This window comes from Bdellovibrio sp. HCB185ZH, assembly GCF_047302455.1.
Taxonomy (GTDB): domain Bacteria; phylum Bdellovibrionota; class Bdellovibrionia; order Bdellovibrionales; family Bdellovibrionaceae; genus Bdellovibrio.
Map to the genome: position 1 here is coordinate 3,422,334 of NZ_CP178624.1, position 18,989 is coordinate 3,441,322.

20 protein-coding genes are annotated in these 18,989 nt (G+C 47.4%); 16 read left to right on the plus strand and 4 right to left on the minus strand.

What is annotated here, in order from left to right; translation table 11 throughout:
* Nucleotides 1–139: 139 nt before the first annotated feature.
* The 4 genes from ACLSU7_RS16655 (at nt 140) to ACLSU7_RS16670 (ending at nt 5,916) form a co-directional block, all read left to right on the plus strand.
* Nucleotides 140–2,386: a collagen-like protein gene (locus tag ACLSU7_RS16655; protein ID WP_413293023.1), complete on the plus strand. Its 2,247-nt coding sequence runs from the start codon at nt 140–142 to the stop codon at nt 2,384–2,386.
* Nucleotides 2,387–2,559: 173 nt separating this feature from the next.
* Nucleotides 2,560–4,239 (plus strand): penicillin-insensitive murein endopeptidase, encoded by a 1,680-nt coding sequence (locus tag ACLSU7_RS16660; RefSeq protein ID WP_413293024.1) that lies wholly within the window; start codon nt 2,560–2,562, stop codon nt 4,237–4,239.
* Nucleotides 4,240–4,278: 39 nt separating this feature from the next.
* Entirely contained in the window at nt 4,279–5,355 is a 1,077-nt protein-coding gene (locus ACLSU7_RS16665) for a phosphatase domain-containing protein (protein WP_413293025.1), read from the plus strand.
* 12 nt (nt 5,356–5,367) lie between these two features.
* On the plus strand, nt 5,368–5,916 hold the full coding sequence (locus tag ACLSU7_RS16670; protein ID WP_413293026.1) for a tetratricopeptide repeat protein: 549 nt from the start codon (nt 5,368–5,370) through the stop codon (nt 5,914–5,916).
* Between the two features lie 48 nt (nt 5,917–5,964).
* On the opposite strand, the gene ACLSU7_RS16675 is transcribed toward ACLSU7_RS16670, so the two are convergent.
* Nucleotides 5,965–6,771 (minus strand): AgmX/PglI C-terminal domain-containing protein, encoded by an 807-nt coding sequence (locus ACLSU7_RS16675; protein WP_413293027.1) that lies wholly within the window; start codon nt 6,769–6,771, stop codon nt 5,965–5,967.
* Between the two features lie 38 nt (nt 6,772–6,809).
* A complete protein-coding gene (secG, locus tag ACLSU7_RS16680; RefSeq protein ID WP_413293028.1) occupies nt 6,810–7,220 on the minus strand; it encodes a preprotein translocase subunit SecG in 411 nt (136 codons plus the stop codon).
* Nucleotides 7,221–7,357: 137 nt separating this feature from the next.
* On the opposite strand from secG, the gene ACLSU7_RS16685 reads away from it, so the two are divergent.
* The 6 genes from ACLSU7_RS16685 (at nt 7,358) to ACLSU7_RS16710 (ending at nt 11,325) form a co-directional block, all read left to right on the plus strand.
* Nucleotides 7,358–7,828, plus strand: a complete 471-nt coding sequence (locus tag ACLSU7_RS16685; RefSeq protein WP_413293029.1) for a hypothetical protein — start codon at nt 7,358–7,360, stop codon at nt 7,826–7,828.
* An 18-nt stretch (nt 7,829–7,846) separates the two neighbouring features.
* On the plus strand, nt 7,847–8,335 hold the full coding sequence (locus ACLSU7_RS16690) for a hypothetical protein (RefSeq protein WP_413293030.1): 489 nt from the start codon (nt 7,847–7,849) through the stop codon (nt 8,333–8,335).
* An 11-nt stretch (nt 8,336–8,346) separates the two neighbouring features.
* Complete coding sequence (locus tag ACLSU7_RS16695) at nt 8,347–8,865, plus strand: hypothetical protein (protein WP_413293031.1); 519 nt, start codon at nt 8,347–8,349, stop codon at nt 8,863–8,865.
* A 72-nt stretch (nt 8,866–8,937) separates the two neighbouring features.
* On the plus strand, nt 8,938–9,573 hold the full coding sequence (gene tmk / locus ACLSU7_RS16700) for a dTMP kinase (RefSeq protein ID WP_413293032.1): 636 nt from the start codon (nt 8,938–8,940) through the stop codon (nt 9,571–9,573).
* A 12-nt stretch (nt 9,574–9,585) separates the two neighbouring features.
* Entirely contained in the window at nt 9,586–10,542 is a 957-nt protein-coding gene (locus ACLSU7_RS16705; RefSeq protein ID WP_413293033.1) for an ATP-binding protein, read from the plus strand.
* Between the two features lie 9 nt (nt 10,543–10,551).
* Entirely contained in the window at nt 10,552–11,325 is a 774-nt protein-coding gene (locus tag ACLSU7_RS16710) for a TatD family hydrolase (protein WP_413293034.1), read from the plus strand.
* A gap of 64 nt (nt 11,326–11,389) precedes the next feature.
* Here the strand turns inward: ACLSU7_RS16710 and ACLSU7_RS16715 are convergent, their stop codons facing one another.
* Together ACLSU7_RS16715 and ACLSU7_RS16720 are read right to left on the minus strand one after the other, a co-directional pair.
* The gene (locus tag ACLSU7_RS16715) at nt 11,390–11,740 is read right to left on the minus strand and encodes a glyoxalase superfamily protein (protein ID WP_413293035.1); all 351 of its coding nucleotides are present in this window, start codon (nt 11,738–11,740) and stop codon (nt 11,390–11,392) included.
* Between the two features lie 41 nt (nt 11,741–11,781).
* On the minus strand, nt 11,782–12,636 hold the full coding sequence (locus ACLSU7_RS16720) for a S1 family peptidase (RefSeq protein ID WP_413293036.1): 855 nt from the start codon (nt 12,634–12,636) through the stop codon (nt 11,782–11,784).
* A 109-nt stretch (nt 12,637–12,745) separates the two neighbouring features.
* Here ACLSU7_RS16720 and trhA point away from each other — a divergent pair, with 109 nt between their 5' ends.
* From trhA to ACLSU7_RS16750, 6 genes are all read left to right on the plus strand, one after another.
* Entirely contained in the window at nt 12,746–13,381 is a 636-nt protein-coding gene (gene trhA, locus ACLSU7_RS16725) for a PAQR family membrane homeostasis protein TrhA (protein WP_413293037.1), read from the plus strand.
* A 140-nt stretch (nt 13,382–13,521) separates the two neighbouring features.
* On the plus strand, nt 13,522–14,541 hold the full coding sequence (locus ACLSU7_RS16730; RefSeq protein WP_413293038.1) for a beta-sandwich domain-containing protein: 1,020 nt from the start codon (nt 13,522–13,524) through the stop codon (nt 14,539–14,541).
* Nucleotides 14,542–14,665: 124 nt separating this feature from the next.
* Nucleotides 14,666–15,673 carry a type I glyceraldehyde-3-phosphate dehydrogenase gene (gene gap, locus ACLSU7_RS16735; protein ID WP_413293039.1) on the plus strand — a complete coding sequence of 336 codons (1,008 nt, stop codon included), beginning with the start codon at nt 14,666–14,668 and terminating at the stop codon, nt 15,671–15,673.
* A gap of 3 nt (nt 15,674–15,676) precedes the next feature.
* Entirely contained in the window at nt 15,677–16,900 is a 1,224-nt protein-coding gene (locus tag ACLSU7_RS16740; RefSeq protein ID WP_413293040.1) for a phosphoglycerate kinase, read from the plus strand.
* Nucleotides 16,901–17,392: 492 nt separating this feature from the next.
* Nucleotides 17,393–18,115 carry a triose-phosphate isomerase gene (gene tpiA, locus ACLSU7_RS16745; RefSeq protein WP_413293041.1) on the plus strand — a complete coding sequence of 241 codons (723 nt, stop codon included), beginning with the start codon at nt 17,393–17,395 and terminating at the stop codon, nt 18,113–18,115.
* Between the two features lie 164 nt (nt 18,116–18,279).
* Nucleotides 18,280–18,942: an O-methyltransferase gene (locus ACLSU7_RS16750; protein WP_413293042.1), complete on the plus strand. Its 663-nt coding sequence runs from the start codon at nt 18,280–18,282 to the stop codon at nt 18,940–18,942.
* Nucleotides 18,943–18,989: the final 47 nt, after the last annotated feature.

Sequence of the window (18,989 nt, forward strand, 5' to 3'; positions counted from 1 at the left end):
TTACCATCCTTACTAAAAAGCCTACAAATTCGTAACCCCCGGAACCAATTCGGTGCCTTAAATGGCCGCCAAATGGTACACGACGGGGCAGTACTAGGTTCATTTTTAGGGGTTACGACAAATACAAAAAGGAGTTCCTATGAAGTGGGGTAGAATAGGTTTGGCAGTGATCACTGCTATTCAATGTAAGGTGGCTTTCGCAGCACCTGCAAGAGTCGACTCAGGTTTCTTTCCGATCGACATCAATACAACGACAACTTCTTCTGTAGATGATCTATTCCCAACTCAACCACGCATCGGCACGAACCCTGGTCAACCAGGTGGCATCGTTCCAGGTCCAATCCAAATCAATCCAGTTCCAGGCACTCCAGGCACAGGTCTTCCGACAGTTCCGGGTACTCCTGGGCAACCAGGCCAACCGGGCACAGTTCCAGGTTTGCCAGGCACAGCGAACGGCACTGGTGGCAACGGTCTTCCAGTTATCGTTAAAGACTCTGTTGGCGTAGCTGACGATTTCAAATGTAACCTGTTCACAAACTCTGAAGACAAAACTTACTCTGACATCTTGTCAGCGGTAAATGCGTTGAACCAAGCGGTAAGTTCTCCTTCTTGCGCTGGCAACCAAATCAACCAACAAGCGGTTATCGACAACAACAAGAAAATCACTGACGCTATCGAAAAGCTTCAACCTTTCTTGCACGCTGAAGAAGAAATCCCTAAAGAAAAAGTTCCAGAGATCACAGCTAACGTGGATATCGCTATCCGTGCCGCTTCCTCTTTGGCAGCTTCTTTCTCTAACACAGACCTAATGAACAAAAACTGCCGTCAACAAATGAACGGTGGTCAAGTGGCGTTGGCAATCAACGACATGATCAACGGTTTGACTCCCTATGCATTGATGGCAGCATCAATGACAGGTGGTACAGCAGCGATCCCATTCATCGTGGGCGGTCAGGTTTTGACTAGCGCTATCGGTTCCATGGAAAAAATCGTGAATGAAAATTCCACTAAGATCCAAGATCCTTTGGTTCGCCGTGCAGTTCTTGAGAACACATGCCAATACATCCGTCTTGAGCAAAAATACCGTTTCTTGACTAAGGGTCGCGACGAGCAAGTTGCTAAGATCTCTAAAGAGATGTTGGTAGCTCGTAACTACTCTGTGAAATACTCTGGTGTTTCTAAAGACACTAACGCTTTGATGGTTCGTAAGAACGAATTGAGCCAAGCTGCTTTGGAGTTGAACACGACTCTAGCTGCTGCTTCTGCTCAATCTGAGTTGGATAAAACTTTCGTTAAGAGCACGACAGCTGATGCAATGATCTGTGAGTTGGGTATCAACCTGGCAGCAGTGGCAACAGACTCTAACTCTTACGTGGCTAAACTTTTGGGTTCTGTGAACTACTCTTTGGCGACGACTGGTTACAGCGCGACGCCAATCACAAACACTTTGAAATCTGCTGGCAAAATCTACGTTCAAAATCTTCAATCAGTGACGGCACGTAACAACGCCGCACAATGCGCTTTGACGACAAAGTACTTGCTTGAAGCAATGGACAAATCTGCAGTGGCTTCTAAAGACATCATGAAGCAAGCTCAAGCTGATTTGGATAAACAATTGAGACGTTCTCCAGAGTACAACCAAATCCAAGCTCGTCTTGCTACATTGGCTGAAAAACAAGCTCAAGCAGCTCGTATCACAAACTCTTTGGATAACTTGCGCAAATACGCAAACAGCTTCTCTCAATCTGAAATCGATTCTGAAATGTCTCGTTTGAGATCAGGTTTGTTCGAGACTCGTTCTTTGGGTATCAGCTCTCCAGTAATGGCGTGGTTCAAATACACGACGGGCCTACACAGAGCATCTGTTAAGCAATTCAACGAAGGTCTTAAATCACTTCAAGAGCGTGCGTTCCGTCTGACTGAATCTGGTAAAGCGGTTCAAGCGCCATACAACGGTGGTTACACAAACCGTGTTGACGATAAGACTGCAGCTAAATTGCAAGCGGCTTTACTTCGTGACCGCAACGCTGCAAACAACCTAGAGACGCTGGTTCCAGCAAACTTGGTTAAAGATTCTCGTGCGTACGCAGATGCTTGCCGCGAAACTCAAGACGTTTGGAACCGTTGGGTTTCTGCGATTGACCACTTGGCAGCTATCGAATCTTTCTGCTTGATGATTGACAACTACATCTATGACAACCGTTCTGAAGACCAAACGATTGTTCAAATGTGCCGTGGTGGCCAAGCTGCTCGTGGTGTTGGTAACAACCTTTCTGAGTTGGGCCGTATGAAAGCGGAACTTTTGAGCGTTCATACAAACAACTGGGCTGCTCTTGTTAAGAAAAGAGTGACGGCTTTGGGTTGCCAAACAGTCACTACTTTCTAATGTCCTGTCTATCCATCAGATAGCCTCTAAAAGACCGATCCTTGGGATCGGTCTTTTTGTTTGTGGTTCCGCGAATTTGGGCCCCTGTCCAACTCTTAGACAGCCTTAAACCCCCTCTATTTCAATACAGCCGTATTTCCCGGAGCACAGATCCTGCAACTAGGACCTTTGCTATGGGAAGACTGTTATCGTCACTACTCATTTTAGGTTTGATCGTTTCAGGGTGTGCCCCTCGCGGGAACAACAGCCCTGCCAGTGTCCGTGATACTTGGGCTCCGCCAGAGGGTCAGATTCGCCAGGTTGGCGATTATGAAGTGATCGAAGGCGCGACTAAGAATGACGGTCTCGAAGTCAAATTTGATAAGGGCACAAAATCCATGTCCCTTACAGGTCCCATGACTCTAAAAACCTATGACACGAAGAAAACCATCCAGCTTGAGCTGAACTTGGCAGGTACCTCGGACGACAAGGGCTACGCGGTTTTGAAGCCTGTGGGTTCCACTGGTGTCGTTGACCTGGTGGTTGCAGCTAAGGCCACTTGTTTGGGCGTGGAAAGCGATTGCTCAAGCAATTTCGTCGACATTTATGTGTCTTACGAAGACCGTATTTATCACCATCAAATTGAAGCTCTAGAAGACACATTGGCGATGCCAATGGAGCCTAAGGAAGCTGACGCTGCAAATATTGATGAAGACACGACAGAAACGGGCGGTCAGTCTCAGAGTGATGAATCAGGCGATGATGATCATGAAGATGAGCATGATGAAGTTCTTGATATGGATGAAACTGAAGGTTCCTATGTCGGGAATGTTGAAAAGGATTTGGAAAACATTTTGGAAGTGAAGCCGAAGCCAAAAGCGGGCACTCCGAATAAAGAAGAACCTAAGAAGGATCAGCCAAAAAAAGAAGACCCTAAAAAAGAAGTTCCTGCGAAACCCGAAAAGAAGCCCGAGGTTCCTCCAAAAAAGGAAACTCCTGTAAAGCCGGAAGTTCCTCCTAAAAAAGAGGAGCCAAAGAAAGACATTCCGAAGAAGGACGAACCTAAGAAAGACGTTCCTAAAAAGGATGAGCCTAAAAAAGAAGAACCGAAAAAAGAGGAACCAAAAAAGGAAACTCCAAAAGTTGACGACAAAGACGATGATAAGGATGAAACTCCTGTCGTCTCTGCTCCGCCAAAGTTTGACATGTTGTCAAAACTGGATCAGGCCGTCGGTCCGACGGGGACAGTGCGTTTGAAAAACGGAACTGTTGTTTCGGGCTCTTTGGAACATGCGACAGATATTTTATCTTATCAAAAGGCTTATCCAGATACGAATTTCCGCGTGTTAAGACCGGATCGTAAAACTTATTACGGAACGATCGAACTTGCTTATCTGATCGCTAAGATGGGTAAGTTCACTCAAGCAGTTGTGCCATCTCATACTTTGCGTTTGGGAGATTTGGCCAAAAAGAAGGGCGGCCCGCTGGGATCGCACAAATCTCACCGTAATGGTCTGGATGCGGATATCGCCTACTACTTTAAGGCAGATAAAGCGATGACGGGTTTTTCGACGGCATTGAAAGGCAACAAGCCGATCGGTGACTGGATGATGGCTCAGCAGTGGAAGCTATTTAAGTACACAGTCAGTTCCAAGTTTGTGGATCGTATCTTCATCCATCCAGCTTTGAAAAAATCTTTGTGCTCCTATGCTCAAAATCAGGGTGAGATCGGGACAGATTTGGCAAAAGAGACTTTGCGTCGTCTGATCCCTGAAGTAAATCACTACAATCATTTCCATTTGCGCATCAAGTGCGCGAAAAGCCAGGAACGTTGCTTCCAAATGGCAGAGCCTAAAGCGGGAACGGGCTGCTAGGACTTGCCAACGTCTGCCATCCTCTGACAAAATGTCAGTATGGCAGACTGGCGTGAACTCAGTGAAATGAACGGCGATGTGGTGTTTTTTCGATATGTCTCTGAAGGCATGGAGAAATCTCACGACGAAGTGTTCTTGTGGGACATCGATAAAACCTACCTCGATACAACCATCGATTCATTATCCGGTCTGTTAACCACAGTCCTTGAACGTGCTTTGAATAAAAAGAACGTGCCGGGGACGAACACCTTGCTGCAATCCCTCAGTGAATATCGCAAAGCTCAAAAGGGTTACATGTATTTTCCGATTTATTTCATCACGGCTTCGCCGCCGCAGATGGAAGAAAGAATTTCGGAAAAATTCGCGCTGGATAATATCCGTCCCTTTGGTTGTTTCTATAAAGACAATCTGGCAAATCTTCGTCCCGGTCGCTTTTGGCGTTTGACGAAACAAGTGGGCTACAAACTGCAGGCCTTGATGCAATTAAGAACTCGTCTGGCGGAAAATGTTCGCCAGATCTGTTGGGGCGACGACAGTGAAACGGATGCGATTATTTATAATCTGTATTCAGATATCTGTTCGCGCCGCTTAGGTCCTCACGATATTCGGCTGACTTTGGAAAAGCTCAATGTGACCGGGGAGCAGGTCGACACCATTCTGGAGCTTCAAGCACAGATTCCGGAAAACGACCCTGTTGAAAAAATCTATATCAATCTCGCGACGGATACCGATCCCGATTACTATCTGAAATTCGGTCGCAGAACGATGGCGACTTACAATACGTTTCAAGTGGCTTTGGATTTGTATCAGGATAATCGCATCAATCTGGATGGCGTGTATGCTGTCGTCCAAGATATGATCTATAACTATAGCTACACACCCGAAGAACTCATGAAAAGCTTCGATGAATTTATTCGTCGCGGGATCATTGGGCAAACGGCCTATGAAACGGCTCGGGCTTTCTTTATCGAAAAAGGTTTGTTGTATCCGTCGTACTCGCCAACGGTCGCGCCACTCAAAGAGAAAACTGTGGTGGAGGGGCGCGTGTACGAAATGGAAGGAATCCATGAACCTTGGATTCCCGACCGCATCGATTACCTTCACGATTATCGTTAGGAATATTTCAGCATGGATAAGCGACTTGAAATGAAAGAAGATGAAAATCTGAGATCTGTTCCAGTCGATCCGATTGGCTTACGCAAGTATGTCATCGATTTGTTGGGATCTTTGCCCACGGCTTCCAGTCACGCCAAACGTGTTAGTATTTTAGGTGAAGCTGGCGTGCACCTAAGATGTTTGGGAGATTTAAACGAGGCGGAACAAGTTCTGCGCGAAGCCTTGCGCATTGTGGACGAAGAGCAGCTGGGGCTTCGCAAGGAAGTTCAGCAAAAGATTCGTCTGGCCCATGTTCTGCAATATAAAAAAGAATTTAAATTCAGCGACAAGCTCTTTAAAGAAGTTATCGAAGTTTGCAGAACCCACGAGAGTGCCTCCAAACTTTTGCATTTCGCTCTTCAACATGCGGGTAAAAATCTGTTTGATCAAAATAGATTCACGGAAGCCTTGGCACTATTTGAAGAAGCGATGGAGTTAAGACTTAAGCTGGAAGCACCCGAAGATCAAATCAAGTCGACGGCGCAAGCTATTGCGAGAACCAAGGCTCTGTTGCAAAACTAGCGTGCAAAACTAGCGCGCATTCTTTCTTTCGGAGCCAGCGGTACTGACCTATTCAAATTTCAGAGGAAAAACAGTTGAAATCGGATCACCGGCAAAGGATTTAAATTCCACGCGGCGAATTGCTTCTGTCAGACATTTTTTAAAAGGCACATCGTTGATGGTCGATGATGTCACAGTGGGATTGCTGACTTTGCCGGTACGCTCAATCGTAAAGCCCACGGACGCTTGTCCTGAAACTCCCGGCGTTCTTTGCAGCAACAGAGTGTAGCATTTAAAGAACGAATTTCTGTGCGTGCGCAGGGTTTCTTGAATGAACTCTGAAGTCAGCCCTTCGCTGCCAGCCTTCTTGCCAGTGTAACCTTCAGTCGAGGGAGCCATGTCAGGAAGATTTGGGGAGTTGGCTTGCTTGCGATAATTTGTTTCATAATCTGTGGCGGTCCAGCGAACGCCATCACGTGAGATCATAACAGAGCCGTCGCGCCCATAGCCTTCAACCTGCACGTCACCGCGCTTAATAAGGATCACCTGGCGGTCGTACTCCTCGTCCAAAGTGACCAGGGAGTTTTCTTGAATGCGAATGCGGTAAGCTGAATCAAATGTCATCGTCGCGTCGCCATCGGGACCTGTTTCCACAGAATCCAAAGCGTATAAAGAAGCGGAACGAGTCAGGGCTTCTTTTTGAGTCATGTTTTTACGAAGGACAAAGGCTTTGCCAAGATTTAAATCAACGCGCGCAAGTGGGCGAGTGGCAACTTTTTGTTTTTCTGTGAGAGTGGAGACGACTAGAGAAAGAGCTACGCTCAATACACCAAGTCCAATAAGAGAGGGAATTAACCAGTTGTTCTTCTTCGCCATAGAAAAACTATAGCGAAGAACGAAAAAATTGTAACCGCTTATTTTCCAGGAGCTGCAGTCGCAGGTGCTGTTGCTGCAGGAGCCGTTGGGCTTGCTGCTGGAGCTGCAAGATCTTGAGGCTTGTTAGCTTCAGATCCCGGAACCGGAGTAGATGCTGCCGTTGGAGCCGCTGTTTGAACAGGAGCTGCTGCAGGCAAAGTATCAACAACAGATTTAGTTGCAGAAGATGTGAATACTGACAAAGCCAAGCAAGTGACTGCGAAAATCACAGCTGCCCAAACAGTCATTTTTCCAGCCAAAGTTTGTGCGCCAGTTGCGCCCAAAAGGCTGTTTGAACCAGAGCTGCCGCCCATGCCCAATGCGCCGTTGCTTTTTGAATCTTGGATCAAAACAAGAACGATCAAAACTAGGGCAACGATGATATGGATAATTCCAACAAAAGTAGTCATTTCAAGTATCTCCCAAAGTCCCACAATATAGGGATAAAGGCTGGGCTTCGTCCACCAAAACTGCCTGTTTTGGGGTTAAATAACGCAAATAGTCATGCGTGGTTGTCTTTAAATCCAGCCCATTCATACTGAATGCTATGAAAACAATTCTTCAGACCCTGACAGTCCTGTCTTTGGCTTTTCTGGTTTCTTGTACTTCAAACGAAAAAGCTTTTAAAAACGCCGCCGAAGAAGCCGCTAAGACCCGGTTTTCTGCAACGGTCGAGGAGGAAGCCCGGGGTTACCTCACTCAGTCCGACCATTTCAAAAACGCCTACGTAAGCTACATGGTGAAGTACGCTGAGTTTTCCGCAGAGGAAGTCAAAATGAACGGAGAAAGCTCCGGAGTAACGACGGTCTTTATCACATCGTATCCACCAGACGTTCGTAAAAAACTATTAAGCGTTGCAAGCACCGTGAAATCATCCTCGACGGGGCAGTTTAATTTTTCCAACGCTGTTCAATTGATCGCTAAGGAAACAGGACTTCCTGGGGAACCAATGAAATACCCGTTCGTGACCCTAAATTTAAAAAAAGATGCGAAGGGCGACTGGATTGTTTTAAAATAGGCAAAAAGGGGTGAGTGAATGCGATTCTCTTCAGTCTTGTTTGTGGCAGCGATGGTCGTCGCGATTCAAAGTAAAGCAGCGAATGTCTGCGTGAACAACATGGCTGATTTCGAGCAGCGCAAAGCTCAAATGCCCCCGATGATGCAAAAGTTGCCGGTGATGTTTACGGTTGATAGTTTCGCCGTCACTGCGGGTTTAAAAATCGCTCCTGCGGGAAATAAATTGCAACTGGAAGCCAACGTCAATGCCATCGGCAGTGGCGACGATTATCAGCAAGTCGTTTATATCAAAGAGGTCTGCATTATTGGCGACAAAGTGACAATGAAACTGGAGGCTGGCGCAAGCAAACGCAACGAACCGCCTCCGACAATTTCCCTTGTTGATTCCGGCAGTGTTAAGATCAACAGCATCACTTTTAAAAAATCCACAGAAGCCCAATTTCGTTCCATCAGCAATAAAGTTAGCAAAGATCTTGGTGGTTCATCAGGATCTGGCGGCGTGAAGTAGGAGTGGCAGTTATGAATAAAATGAATCTTATTTTCGCAGGATTTGTGTTTTCAAGTGCTGCTTTTGCAGCGACGACTCCGGCACCTGTTAACACCAAAGAAGACGTGGTCTTTGCCAGTAAAAAAGATCACAAAATGTTGGGATTCGCGAACGCGGAATCCTTTCTGGGTTACTTCACTCGCACCGCTCAAGCTGACAAAAATATGCGGCAGGCAGAGCTTTATGACCTAGGCGCGATTAAAGAATTAAACATGGACGAAAAGCTTTGCAAAAAAGCTTTAGCCGAGATGTTTGGTCCCCTGGATGAGATCACGTTGAAAGTTCAAGACATCAAAATTTGGACATCTCACACCGGGAAAACTTGCGAGGCGGCGATGATGGACCCTTATCAACAGGCGATCATTCCCGAGCGCCGGGTGCTGGTGGGATTCGTTAAGGCCAAGCCTTATGCGGTGGTTTTTAAGCTCTCGCAAAAATCCACGGCAGAGCAGCAATCCAATATGCGTAGTTTTTGGGACAGCCTTCGCTAAAAGGCTGATTGCCGCCCCTTGTTGTAAGTCCTTTTGTTGACCGGGCTTGCCGAATATCTGACAAAACTAGGCATGTCTTTTCTGGTATTTGAGGGCCTTGATGGCTCCGGCAAAAGCTCACTGATGAAGGCTCTGGAAGCAGAGCTGCAAAAGCGTGGAATTCCCACATACATGACTCGTGAACCGGGCGGCACTCCTTTGGGAGATGAAATCCGTCACATGATTTTGCGTAAAGAAGGTCCCGCACCAACCGCACGCACGGAATTGCTTTTGTATGAGGCCAGCCGCTCTCAGCACGTGGATCAAGTGATTCGTCCGCAACTGCAAAAAGGTTCGTGGGTTTTGTGTGATCGTTTTTCTGCAAGCTCTGTCGCTTTCCAAAGCGGTGGGCGCGAAATTTCTGAAAGCGAAGTTGTGATGTTGAATAACTTTGCAACCGGGGGACTTAAAGCTCACCTGACTATTCTGCTGGATCTGCCGGTGGAGGAATCACGCAAACGTCGTCAAGGACGTGGCGAGCAAAATGGTGAATCAGAGGACCGTATCGAATCTGAGGCGGACACCTTCCATGAAAAGGTTCGTCAAAGCTTTTTGGCTCAGGCCAAAGCAGAGGCTACTTCGTGGTTGGTCTTGGATGCCAAGGAAACTCCAGCGGTGTTGTTTGAGCAATTGCTGAAAGCCCTGACTGAGAAAAAGATTTTGAATTAAGGAAATAAAAGCGTGGCAAGGTTGCTGGATTTTGTCTTAGGACACCAGGATGTGATTAAAAAGATGGTGGATTCCTTCGAAGCAGGGAAGCCCGGCCAGACTTTTTTATTCGTCGGTCCTTCCGGTGTTGGCAAAAAACTGACAGCGATTGGTTTGGCGCAAGCTTTAATGTGCCCGCAAAGTCCTCGTGGCTGCGGCCGTTGTCCTTCTTGCTTCCGTGTGGCTCAGAAAGATCATGCTCACGAGGGACTGCGTATTATTTCTCCTTCCGGCGCCAACATCAAAATCGAACAAGCTAAAGAAATTTTAGAATTCTTGTCTTTGAAAAGTTTGGGCGGCAATCGAGTGATCATTATCGATCAAGCTCAATTGTTGAATCCGCAAACCGCCAATGCTTTGTTAAAAACTTTGGAAGAACCGCCAGATGGGACTTTCTTTTTTCTGATTGCTCCAAGTGTCGCAGGCATCATGCCCACCATTCGTTCTCGCTCTCGCATCGTGCAGTTTAAGCCACTTACGATGGAAGAGTTGGGAAAACGCGTGAAAGCACCGACGTGGGCATTACGTTCTGCCGGTGGCAGCTTTGAAAAGCTCGCGCAACTGCAAGATGGTCCTGAGCTTGAGCTGCGTGAAAAATCCGTCGAGATCTTGAGCGTGTTTATGCAAGATCCGAACTTCCTGCTGAATGAAATGTGGCGGGCTGAGTTCAAGGATCGCCAACAGGGGATTCGTCTGTTGTCGTATTGGGTTTCGTTTTTCAGGGACGCCATTGTTCTGCAAGAGGGTGCTAAAGCTCAAATCACCAATCTGGATCAGGCCCCGTTGATTAAGACTTTGGCCGAACAGACTCGAGAAAGACTTCTTAAATTGATCCAAAAGGGCCTCCAAGCGGAACAAGCTTTGGGTGCTAACAGAGATTCTCAGCTTGTGATGGAAGAATACTTCATCACCAGCCAGGATTTGGTGTAGAATAACCCCATGACTGAATGGATTGATGTTCACTGCCATCTGAATATGCTCGAAGAGGGCGTCGAAGCGGCTATTCAAAATGCCAAAGCTGCCGGCGTTCGCAAAATCATCACTATTGGAACCGAGCTGAACGATCTGCCATTGGTTTTGGATCTGGCACACAAGTATGCGCCTGACGTTTATTGCACGTTGGGAATTCATCCTCATGACGGCAAAACCTATACCGACGAAGTTGGTAAATTCATTTTAGAAAATGCCAAAGACCCTGCAGTGGTCGCGATTGGCGAGATTGGTTTGGATTATTACTATGACCAATCTCCGCGAGATGAACAACAGCACGCCTTCCGCGAACAATTGAAAATCGCGAAAGCCACAGGCTTGCCGGTCGAAATTCACACACGTGATGCGGAAGAAGACACGATCAATATTTTAAAAGAGTTCAACGGCGAAGTGACGGGGATCATTCACTGTTTCACGGGCACATCGTGGCTGGCTGAAGAAGCCTTGAAATTGGGTTTTAATATTTCCATCAGTGGCGTGGTGACTTTCAAAAACGCCGATGATTTGCGTAACACGGTTCGAGGCTTGCCATTGGATCGCATTCACGTCGAAACAGATGCGCCGTTCTTAGCGCCCATTCCGATGCGGGGAAGAAAGAATACCGCAGCCTATGTCGTTCACACGGCAAAGTTCGTTGCGGACCTAAAAGGTATTCCAGTCGAGCAATTGGCTGAACAAACGAAGGCCAACGCTCTAAAAATGTTCCCGAAAATTCAGTGGTAACAGTTCCCTTTTTGGAATGCACTGCGCCCCAAGCGGTACGGCGTACCCGGCGGCAGAGTTGGACTCATAAGTGCATTAGTATATTCACGATTTTCCCAAAAGGATCGCGAACGAAGAATCTTCGGACTCCCCAGGGTTCATCTGTCATCGGATAGATAATTTTAAAGCGCGCTTTTTTCATGCGCTTAAAAGCCTCGTCAACATCATCTACCTCAATGGAAAGATCTGGGACATCTGTGCCGGAGCCACCTTCGCTCGCAAAGCTGACTTGCACGGACATCTTGGATGAATTTCCATAAGTTTGAATCCAGCCGTGATCCATGATCAGTTCCAGTCCCAAGATATCCTGATAGAACTTTTTGGCAGCGGAGGGCTTTTTGACTTCGAAATTGGCGACGATGCGTTTTACTTTCATTGGATGATTAAAGCATGAATCGTCGCTATGAAAAAACGAATTTAGCGATATTGCTCGAGAGCTTTTTTCTCTTCGCGTTTAAGCCACGCGTAGTTCACAGCGACTTTCGCAGCTTGAGAAAACTCTAAGCAGGAATGCTGACCGTTTTTCATGGCCTTGCCGTAAGTGGCAGAGGTCACGCCCACGATTTTAGTGACGCCACCTTGTGAGTAGAACTGAGGACCACCGGAATCACCCTGGCAAACGTGAGAGGGTGAAGCAGTTTGCAGGAGATAAAGATCATTCAGCTTATTGTAGTCGTTGCTCACCTTAACGACACCGCGGTGTAAAACGCCGACCGAATCACGCAGGTTTTGACCGACTCGGCCCGTGTAGTCTTTGGAACGTCCGTATCCATAGACATACAGTGTGTTACCCGCATAGTTCGCATTCACATCGGAATCCATTTTAGCCGGAACAAAGCCTGCCGGGGCTGTGCCTTCAAAAATGGCCAGGCCGATGTCGTAATTGTAGCGGCCGTTGGAGTTGTATTCAGGATGTTGCTTGTAAAACAAACCTTTGCGAATCAAAGCGGTGTTTGTCACGCCGATTTGGTTCGCGAAAACCACGCGAAAGCTCGTAAAGTCGGAAACGTGTTTTCGGTCAAAACAGTGGGAGGCCGTTAAGACCGTACGCGGGCCAACCAAGGCTGCTGAGCAGAAAGTGCGCGCGAAACCAGTGGGCCCCAGGATTTCGATGAAAACCAAACTCTTTGCCGCATCCGTGTTGCGAGAAGTGACTTTGCTGCCGTTGATGACCGCAGACTGTTGATCCGCTTGCAAAATCAAGGATTCTTGATTTTGACATGCAGCAAGCGATGCGATTGAAAGCGCGATAAGAAGGAGCGTGTTTTTCATAGGGCGGAATTTATCCAAGTCGCGATACTTGGCAACACAATTCGGAAATAATGGTCTGGTCGACGCGAAGTGCTTGCGCCAGTTAATGAATCAGTTTTAAGGTGGAAATGTGGAACGTCTTTTATCTGTGCAGCACGGTGAAAAATTTAATACTTTTAGTCACTTGATTGGTGCGCTTATCGCCTTTGTAGGGGTGATGTTGCTGATGTACTTGGCAGTGTCTCGACACGACATCCCACGTATAATTACATTTACGATATACGGTATCTCCACCGTTCTGATTTACATCATTTCAGTTCTATATCATTCAGCCCAGGGTGAGCAGAAGCGCATGTTTCAGCGCCTGGATTATATTGGGATCTATTTCAAGATTGCGGGCAATTACACTCCCTATATGATTCTGGCGATCAGTGGGATGGCAGGATATTCGATTTTGCTGGTGGTGTGGATTTTGGCGTTGATCGGTATTTATCTTGAAGTGTTCAGGAGACCAAAGAGCGCCACTTTGCGTAACGTTTTGTACGTCACGATGAGTGCCACAGTGATACCGGTTTTGAGTCAACTCTACCACGCAGTTTCGATGTGGGGTTTCGCGTTGATCATGTTCGGCTTCTTAGCCTATGCCGTAGGATTCGTTTTCTTTTTGTTCGACGAGAAAATCAAACATGGTCATGGAATCTGGCATATGTTTGTTATTACGGGGAGTATGTGCCAATACCTCTGCCTCCTGATGTTCGTAGCCTAACTCCGTTCCCGCGCCCATCCCCTCCAATTTCAAATTTCCAATCTCCAATTTCCATCAGGGTCATACTGACCCTGACTCGTTGGCACAAACTTTGGAATAGGACCTTTCCAAGTTTTAAATCCTTATCGAAAGGGAACCACATGAAAAGAAGACACCTGATCCTTGGCGCAGTTTTGATGACTACCATCGCGCAAACTTCCAGCATCGCTCACGCGGGCGGTTTAGATAAGGGCGATATCGGCACTATCATTGGTGGCGTTATCGGCGGTGTCGCGGGTTCCAATGTCGGCAAAGGGAACGGTAAAACAGCAGCGACGATCATCGGTGCTATCGCGGGCTCGGTCATCGGCAATCAATTGGGTCAGCAGATGGAAGAGAACGATCGTCGTGCTTATAACGAAGCACAACGTCGCTCTTTGGAAGGCCGTATCGGCGATAACTGTGAATGGGACGGAGCTCGCAATGGCTCTCGTTCAGGGGCTCGCGGTTCTTTCAATTCTGTTCAAGAAGGTTACAACGCTCGCACGGGTGAATACTGCCGTGAGTACGTTAGTGTGATCGAAACTCGCGGTCGCACGGAGCGCAATCAAGGTATCGCTTGCCGTCGTGACAATGGCTCTTGGTATGAGTCTCGTTCCTCTGAAGTTCAGTGGGGTGGTCGCGGTGGCGGTCATCATGGTGGTGGTGGTTACGGCCCTGGCCGTGGCGATCAAGATGGTCACTATGGTCCTCGCCCAGGTCCGGGACCTCGTCCTATGCCGCCTCGTCCGGCTCCGCCACGCCCAGCGCCTCCTTCGCGCTATGATCGCGCGGATGTGCAAGTTTCCAGTATCACTCGCCGCACAGGTGGGGAGTGGGTTCGCTTAAGCCTTTCTTACCCTCAAGCGATCGACCAATTGGAAGTTCGTACTTTGACAGCGGGCGCTCGTATCCATGACGCAGTCGTATACATGCAGAGCGGTCAACGCCAGTCCCTTTACAGCCTGCTTAACCGTGGCACTTTGTACGCGGGTTACAGTGCGGTTTCTGAGAACTTCTTCCGTGGCGACCGAGTCGTAGCGATTGATGTACGCTTGGAATCCATGGGCGGTTATGCGGACGTGCTTTTGACTGTGTACTCGTTGGATGGGTACCCGAATATCAACGTGTCGCGATTCTAGGCTTATCTACACTCCGGCTCCCCCCGGAGTAGGCTCCAAAAAGCCAGTCGGGACAGGGTGTCTAGACTGGCTTTTTTGCGTTCTAAGGCCCATATTGGGTGGGTTTTAAAACAAGGAGCTATTCATGGCAAAACTTCGCATTGGTATTAATGGTTTTGGTCGTATCGGCCGCGTTTTCTTCAGAGCTGCTCACGAGCAATTCGACATCGTAGGTATTAACTCTTTGGATAGCATTGAAGGTAATGCGCATCTTTTGAAATACGACTCTGCACACGGCACATTTGCTGGCGATGTTGGTCACGACAACGAAAACTTGATCGTTAACGGTAAAAAAATCCACGTTACTAAATTCCGCAATCCAGCTGAAGTTCCTTGGAAAGCTTGGGGCGTTGACGTTGTTGTTGAATGCTCTGGCGCATTCAAAAACAAAGAAGACTTCATGAAACACATCGAAGGTGGCGCGAAACGCGTTTTGGTTTCTGGTCCTGCTGAAAAGGGCGCAGACATCACGATGGTTTACGGTATCAACCACGAAGCTTACGATCCATCAAAACACCACGTCGTTTCCAATGCATCTTGTACAACAAACTGCTTGGCGCCTCTTGCAAAAGTATTGAATGAAAAATTCGGTATCGAGCACGGGACTATGATGACAATCCACTCTTACACGAACGACCAAAAAATCTTGGACGCTCCTCACTCTGACATGCGCCGCGCTCGTGCTGCTGCAGTTAGCATGATCCCGACAACAACTGGGGCTGCTAAAAACGTAGGTTTGGTATTGCCAGAACTTAAAGGCAAAATCGACGGTATCTCCGTACGTGTTCCAACTCCAAACGTTTCTTTGGTGGATTTCACATTCACTGCGAAAGCAGACGTAACGAAAGAAGCTGTTAACGAAGCTTTGATTGCTGCTTCTAACGGCGCTTTGAAAGGCGTGTTGGCTTGTGAAAAGAACGAACTTGTTTCTGTTGATTTCAACGGTAACAAATACTCTTCCATCGTAGACCTTGCATCCACTATGACCGTAGGTCCTCGCATGGTTAAAGTTCTTTCTTGGTACGACAACGAAACGGGTTTCTCAAACCGTATGGTTGACGTTCTTAAACACATGGCTGCGAAAGGTCTGTAATCAATGAGCGCAGGTCTTAAAGGCATTAAAACCGTTCGTGATTTCGCGTTGGAAGGTAAAGTTGTCTTCCTGCGCCTGGATCTGAACGTTCCCATGGAAGACGGCAAGATCACGGATGAAAACCGTATCACTGCGTCTCTTCCAACAATTAAGTATTGCATGGAACATGGTGCGAAGATCGTTATGGCTTCTCACTTGGGTCGTCCTAAAACAAAAGACGACACAGAGTTCTCCCTGGAGCCCGTTGCAAAACGTCTTCAAGAGCACTTGAATGCAGAAGTGATCTTGGTTGAAGAACCAGATTCTGATGCTCCTGTTCACTTGCTGCCTTCTTTGAAAATGAATCAATTGATCCTTCTTGAAAACGTCCGTTTTGAAGAGGGTGAGACGAAAGACTCTATCGAGTTCGCACAAAAAATCGCGAACTATGCAGAGATCTACATCAACGACGCGTTCGGTGCCTCTCACAGAGCTCATGCGACGATTCATGCCCTGCCGTCGGTGATGAAAGAAAAAGGCATCGGTTTCTTGATCGAAAAAGAAATCAACATGCTGGATTCTCTTTTGACGAATCCAAAACGCCCTTACATCGCGGTCATGGGTGGTGCAAAAGTTTCTGACAAAATGCCTGTGATCGAAAAGTTGATGGACATCGTTGATGGTTTCATCATCGGTGGAGCTATGGCTTACACATTCTTGAAAGCTCAAGGTGTGTCTGTTGGTAACTCTTTGGTGGAAACTGATAAAGTTCGCTATTGCAAAGAAATGATCGAGCGTATTGCTGCTCGTGACAAAACTATTTTGCTTCCGGTGGATCACGTTGCAACAAAAGCTTTTGGTGATGTGGCGAATGCTCACACGACTAAAGATGTTGTGATTCCAGACGGTGAAATGGCTTTGGATATTGGTCCTCAAACTATTCGCAACTATTCTGCAGCTTTGAAAGAAGCGGGAACTATTTTCTGGAACGGTCCTATGGGCGTTTTCGAAAACCCTGCTTTCTCTAAAGGGACTTTTGGGGTTGCGAAAGCGATCGCTGAATCTCAAGCGACTAAGATTGTTGGTGGGGGAGACTCTGCCGCGGCTGCTGAAATGTCTGGCTTCGCGGCTCAGATGACTCACATCTCGACGGGTGGTGGCGCTTCACTTGAATATCTTCAAGGGGATAAGTTGCCGGGCTTGGAGATCCTTCGCGCGAAGGCTCGTCCAGCAAGTAACTACGAATAACAAAGGGCCGCTTGATCTTGAGCGGATCCTTCGTTGCTTGGTGCAATGGGCTCCTGCCCATTGCCCTTCGGGCTACGCTTAAAAATAGCATCCTGCTATTTTTATCGTCGGCGTACAGGCGTACGCCTTCCTCCCTGCGCCTCGATTACGCTCAAACTTTAGCGAACTCTTGAAGAGGTGGCTAAGGCCGGGGTCGGAGACGGAGATGGGGATCGGAGAGCGGCTTTGCCGCTGAAAAAATGAGCCCCTTTGGGGCCATTTTTTTATGGGACTTGCAAAAGGTGCCTGCTGGTTTTTGCTAACGCATGCGGTTATCGCTGCGGAGGTGGAAATTGCTTCTTCGATCGCGTCGGCAAGCGCATTACTTCAAAGCGATATTAATCGTTTTCGAGTTTTGATAGCTGCCCTTTGATCGACTGTGTTTGATGCGGGTAGCAACCGGAGCGGCAGTGGAAATGGAATTTCTGTAATTTTTTTGAAGAGGATTTTTTTATGAAAAAGATTTTTGCTGGGAATTGGAAGCTTTTTAAGTCGCCTGCGGAGACTCGTTCTTTTTTGGGTAAGTTTAAAGAGGTTATGGGGTCGGTTACTGGGGAAGTGGTGTTTTTTCCTTCAGCTATTTCTTTGGAAGCGGCTTGTGAGGCGGTGAAGGGTTCTGCGATCAAGATTGGTGTGCAGAATGCTTATTCTCAGGCGCAAGGGGCTTTTACCGGTGAGAACTCTGCTCAGGTCGTAAAAGAAATCGGTGGAAATTATATTCTTATCGGACACAGCGAGCGTCGGTCTCTATTTGGGGAAACGGATGCGTTGATCGCTGACAAAGTGGCTTACGTCCAATCTTTGGGCCTTACTCCGATGCTTTGTATAGGTGAGACTTTGCAGGAGCGTGAGGCGACTCACACGTTCCGTGTGCTGGAAACTCAATTGCTTTTGGGCCTCGCAAAAGCTGACAAATCAAAACCCATCGTGGTGGCTTATGAGCCGGTTTGGGCGATCGGTACTGGCAAGGTGGCAACGCCGGAACAAGTGGCTGAAACTCACACGGACGTTCACGGTATCCTGACGAAAATGGGATTCACGGCACCGATTCTTTACGGGGGCAGTGTGAAACCCGACAATGCGGCTCAATTGATCAAGCAAGCTCACGTGAGTGGCTTCTTGGTTGGGGGAGCTTCGTTGGAAGTTGATTCTTTCCATAAGATCGCAACTGTTTAGTAAGTCTAATTTAAAACTTCAAAAGCGCGCCTGAACAGAGCGCGCTTTTTTTTTGAGTATCGCGCACTTTCTCAATTTTGTTTCATAACATCGCTGCATGAATTTTTATCTGTTCGAAAATTATTTTTGCGATAAAAGGTCAGGCATAAATGAAAGAGGTGAGAATGGAAACTTCCATCGCAAATCCCAAAGTCAAAAATCTATTAGCAAATCTTTATAAAGATGCCGCGGACAATGATCCGATCAACCGCAAAGCCGCTATGGAATTGCCGGAGACGGCAACGCGTGATGAGTTTTACTCTGCCATGCGCGGAGTTTACATGGCGATTGGACCTGAATTCGGTCACTTGCTTTACACGATGGCCCGATCTGCAAAAGCTAAAACGATCGTGGAGTTCGGAACTTCATTTGGCGTTTCTACAATCTATCTAGCTGCTGCGATGAAAGATAACGGTGGTGGTAAAGTCATCACGACAGAATTTCACTCTGAAAAAGCTGAACGTGCGAAAAAGAATCTGACAGAGGCAGGACTGGCTGATTTCGTCGAGTTCCGCGTGGGCGACGCTTTGAAAACTTTAAAAGCAGACCTGCCTCAAAACGTCGATATGCTTTTCTTGGACGGTCCTAAAGGCATGTACATGGATGTGTTAAAATTGATGGAACCGCAAGTGCGCTCGGGCATTATCGCGAGCGACAACACCGACCACCAGGGCCTGGAAGAGTTCCTGGCATATCTCCGTAACAGCGAGAACGGCTATATCTCTTCGCCGATTCATACGCGAAGAGGGGACAGGCACCCCGCTCACGAAGTGAGCCTAAAGATTTAAATAATAAAAAAAGCGCACTTGATAAGAGTGCGCTTTTTTCTTTTCCG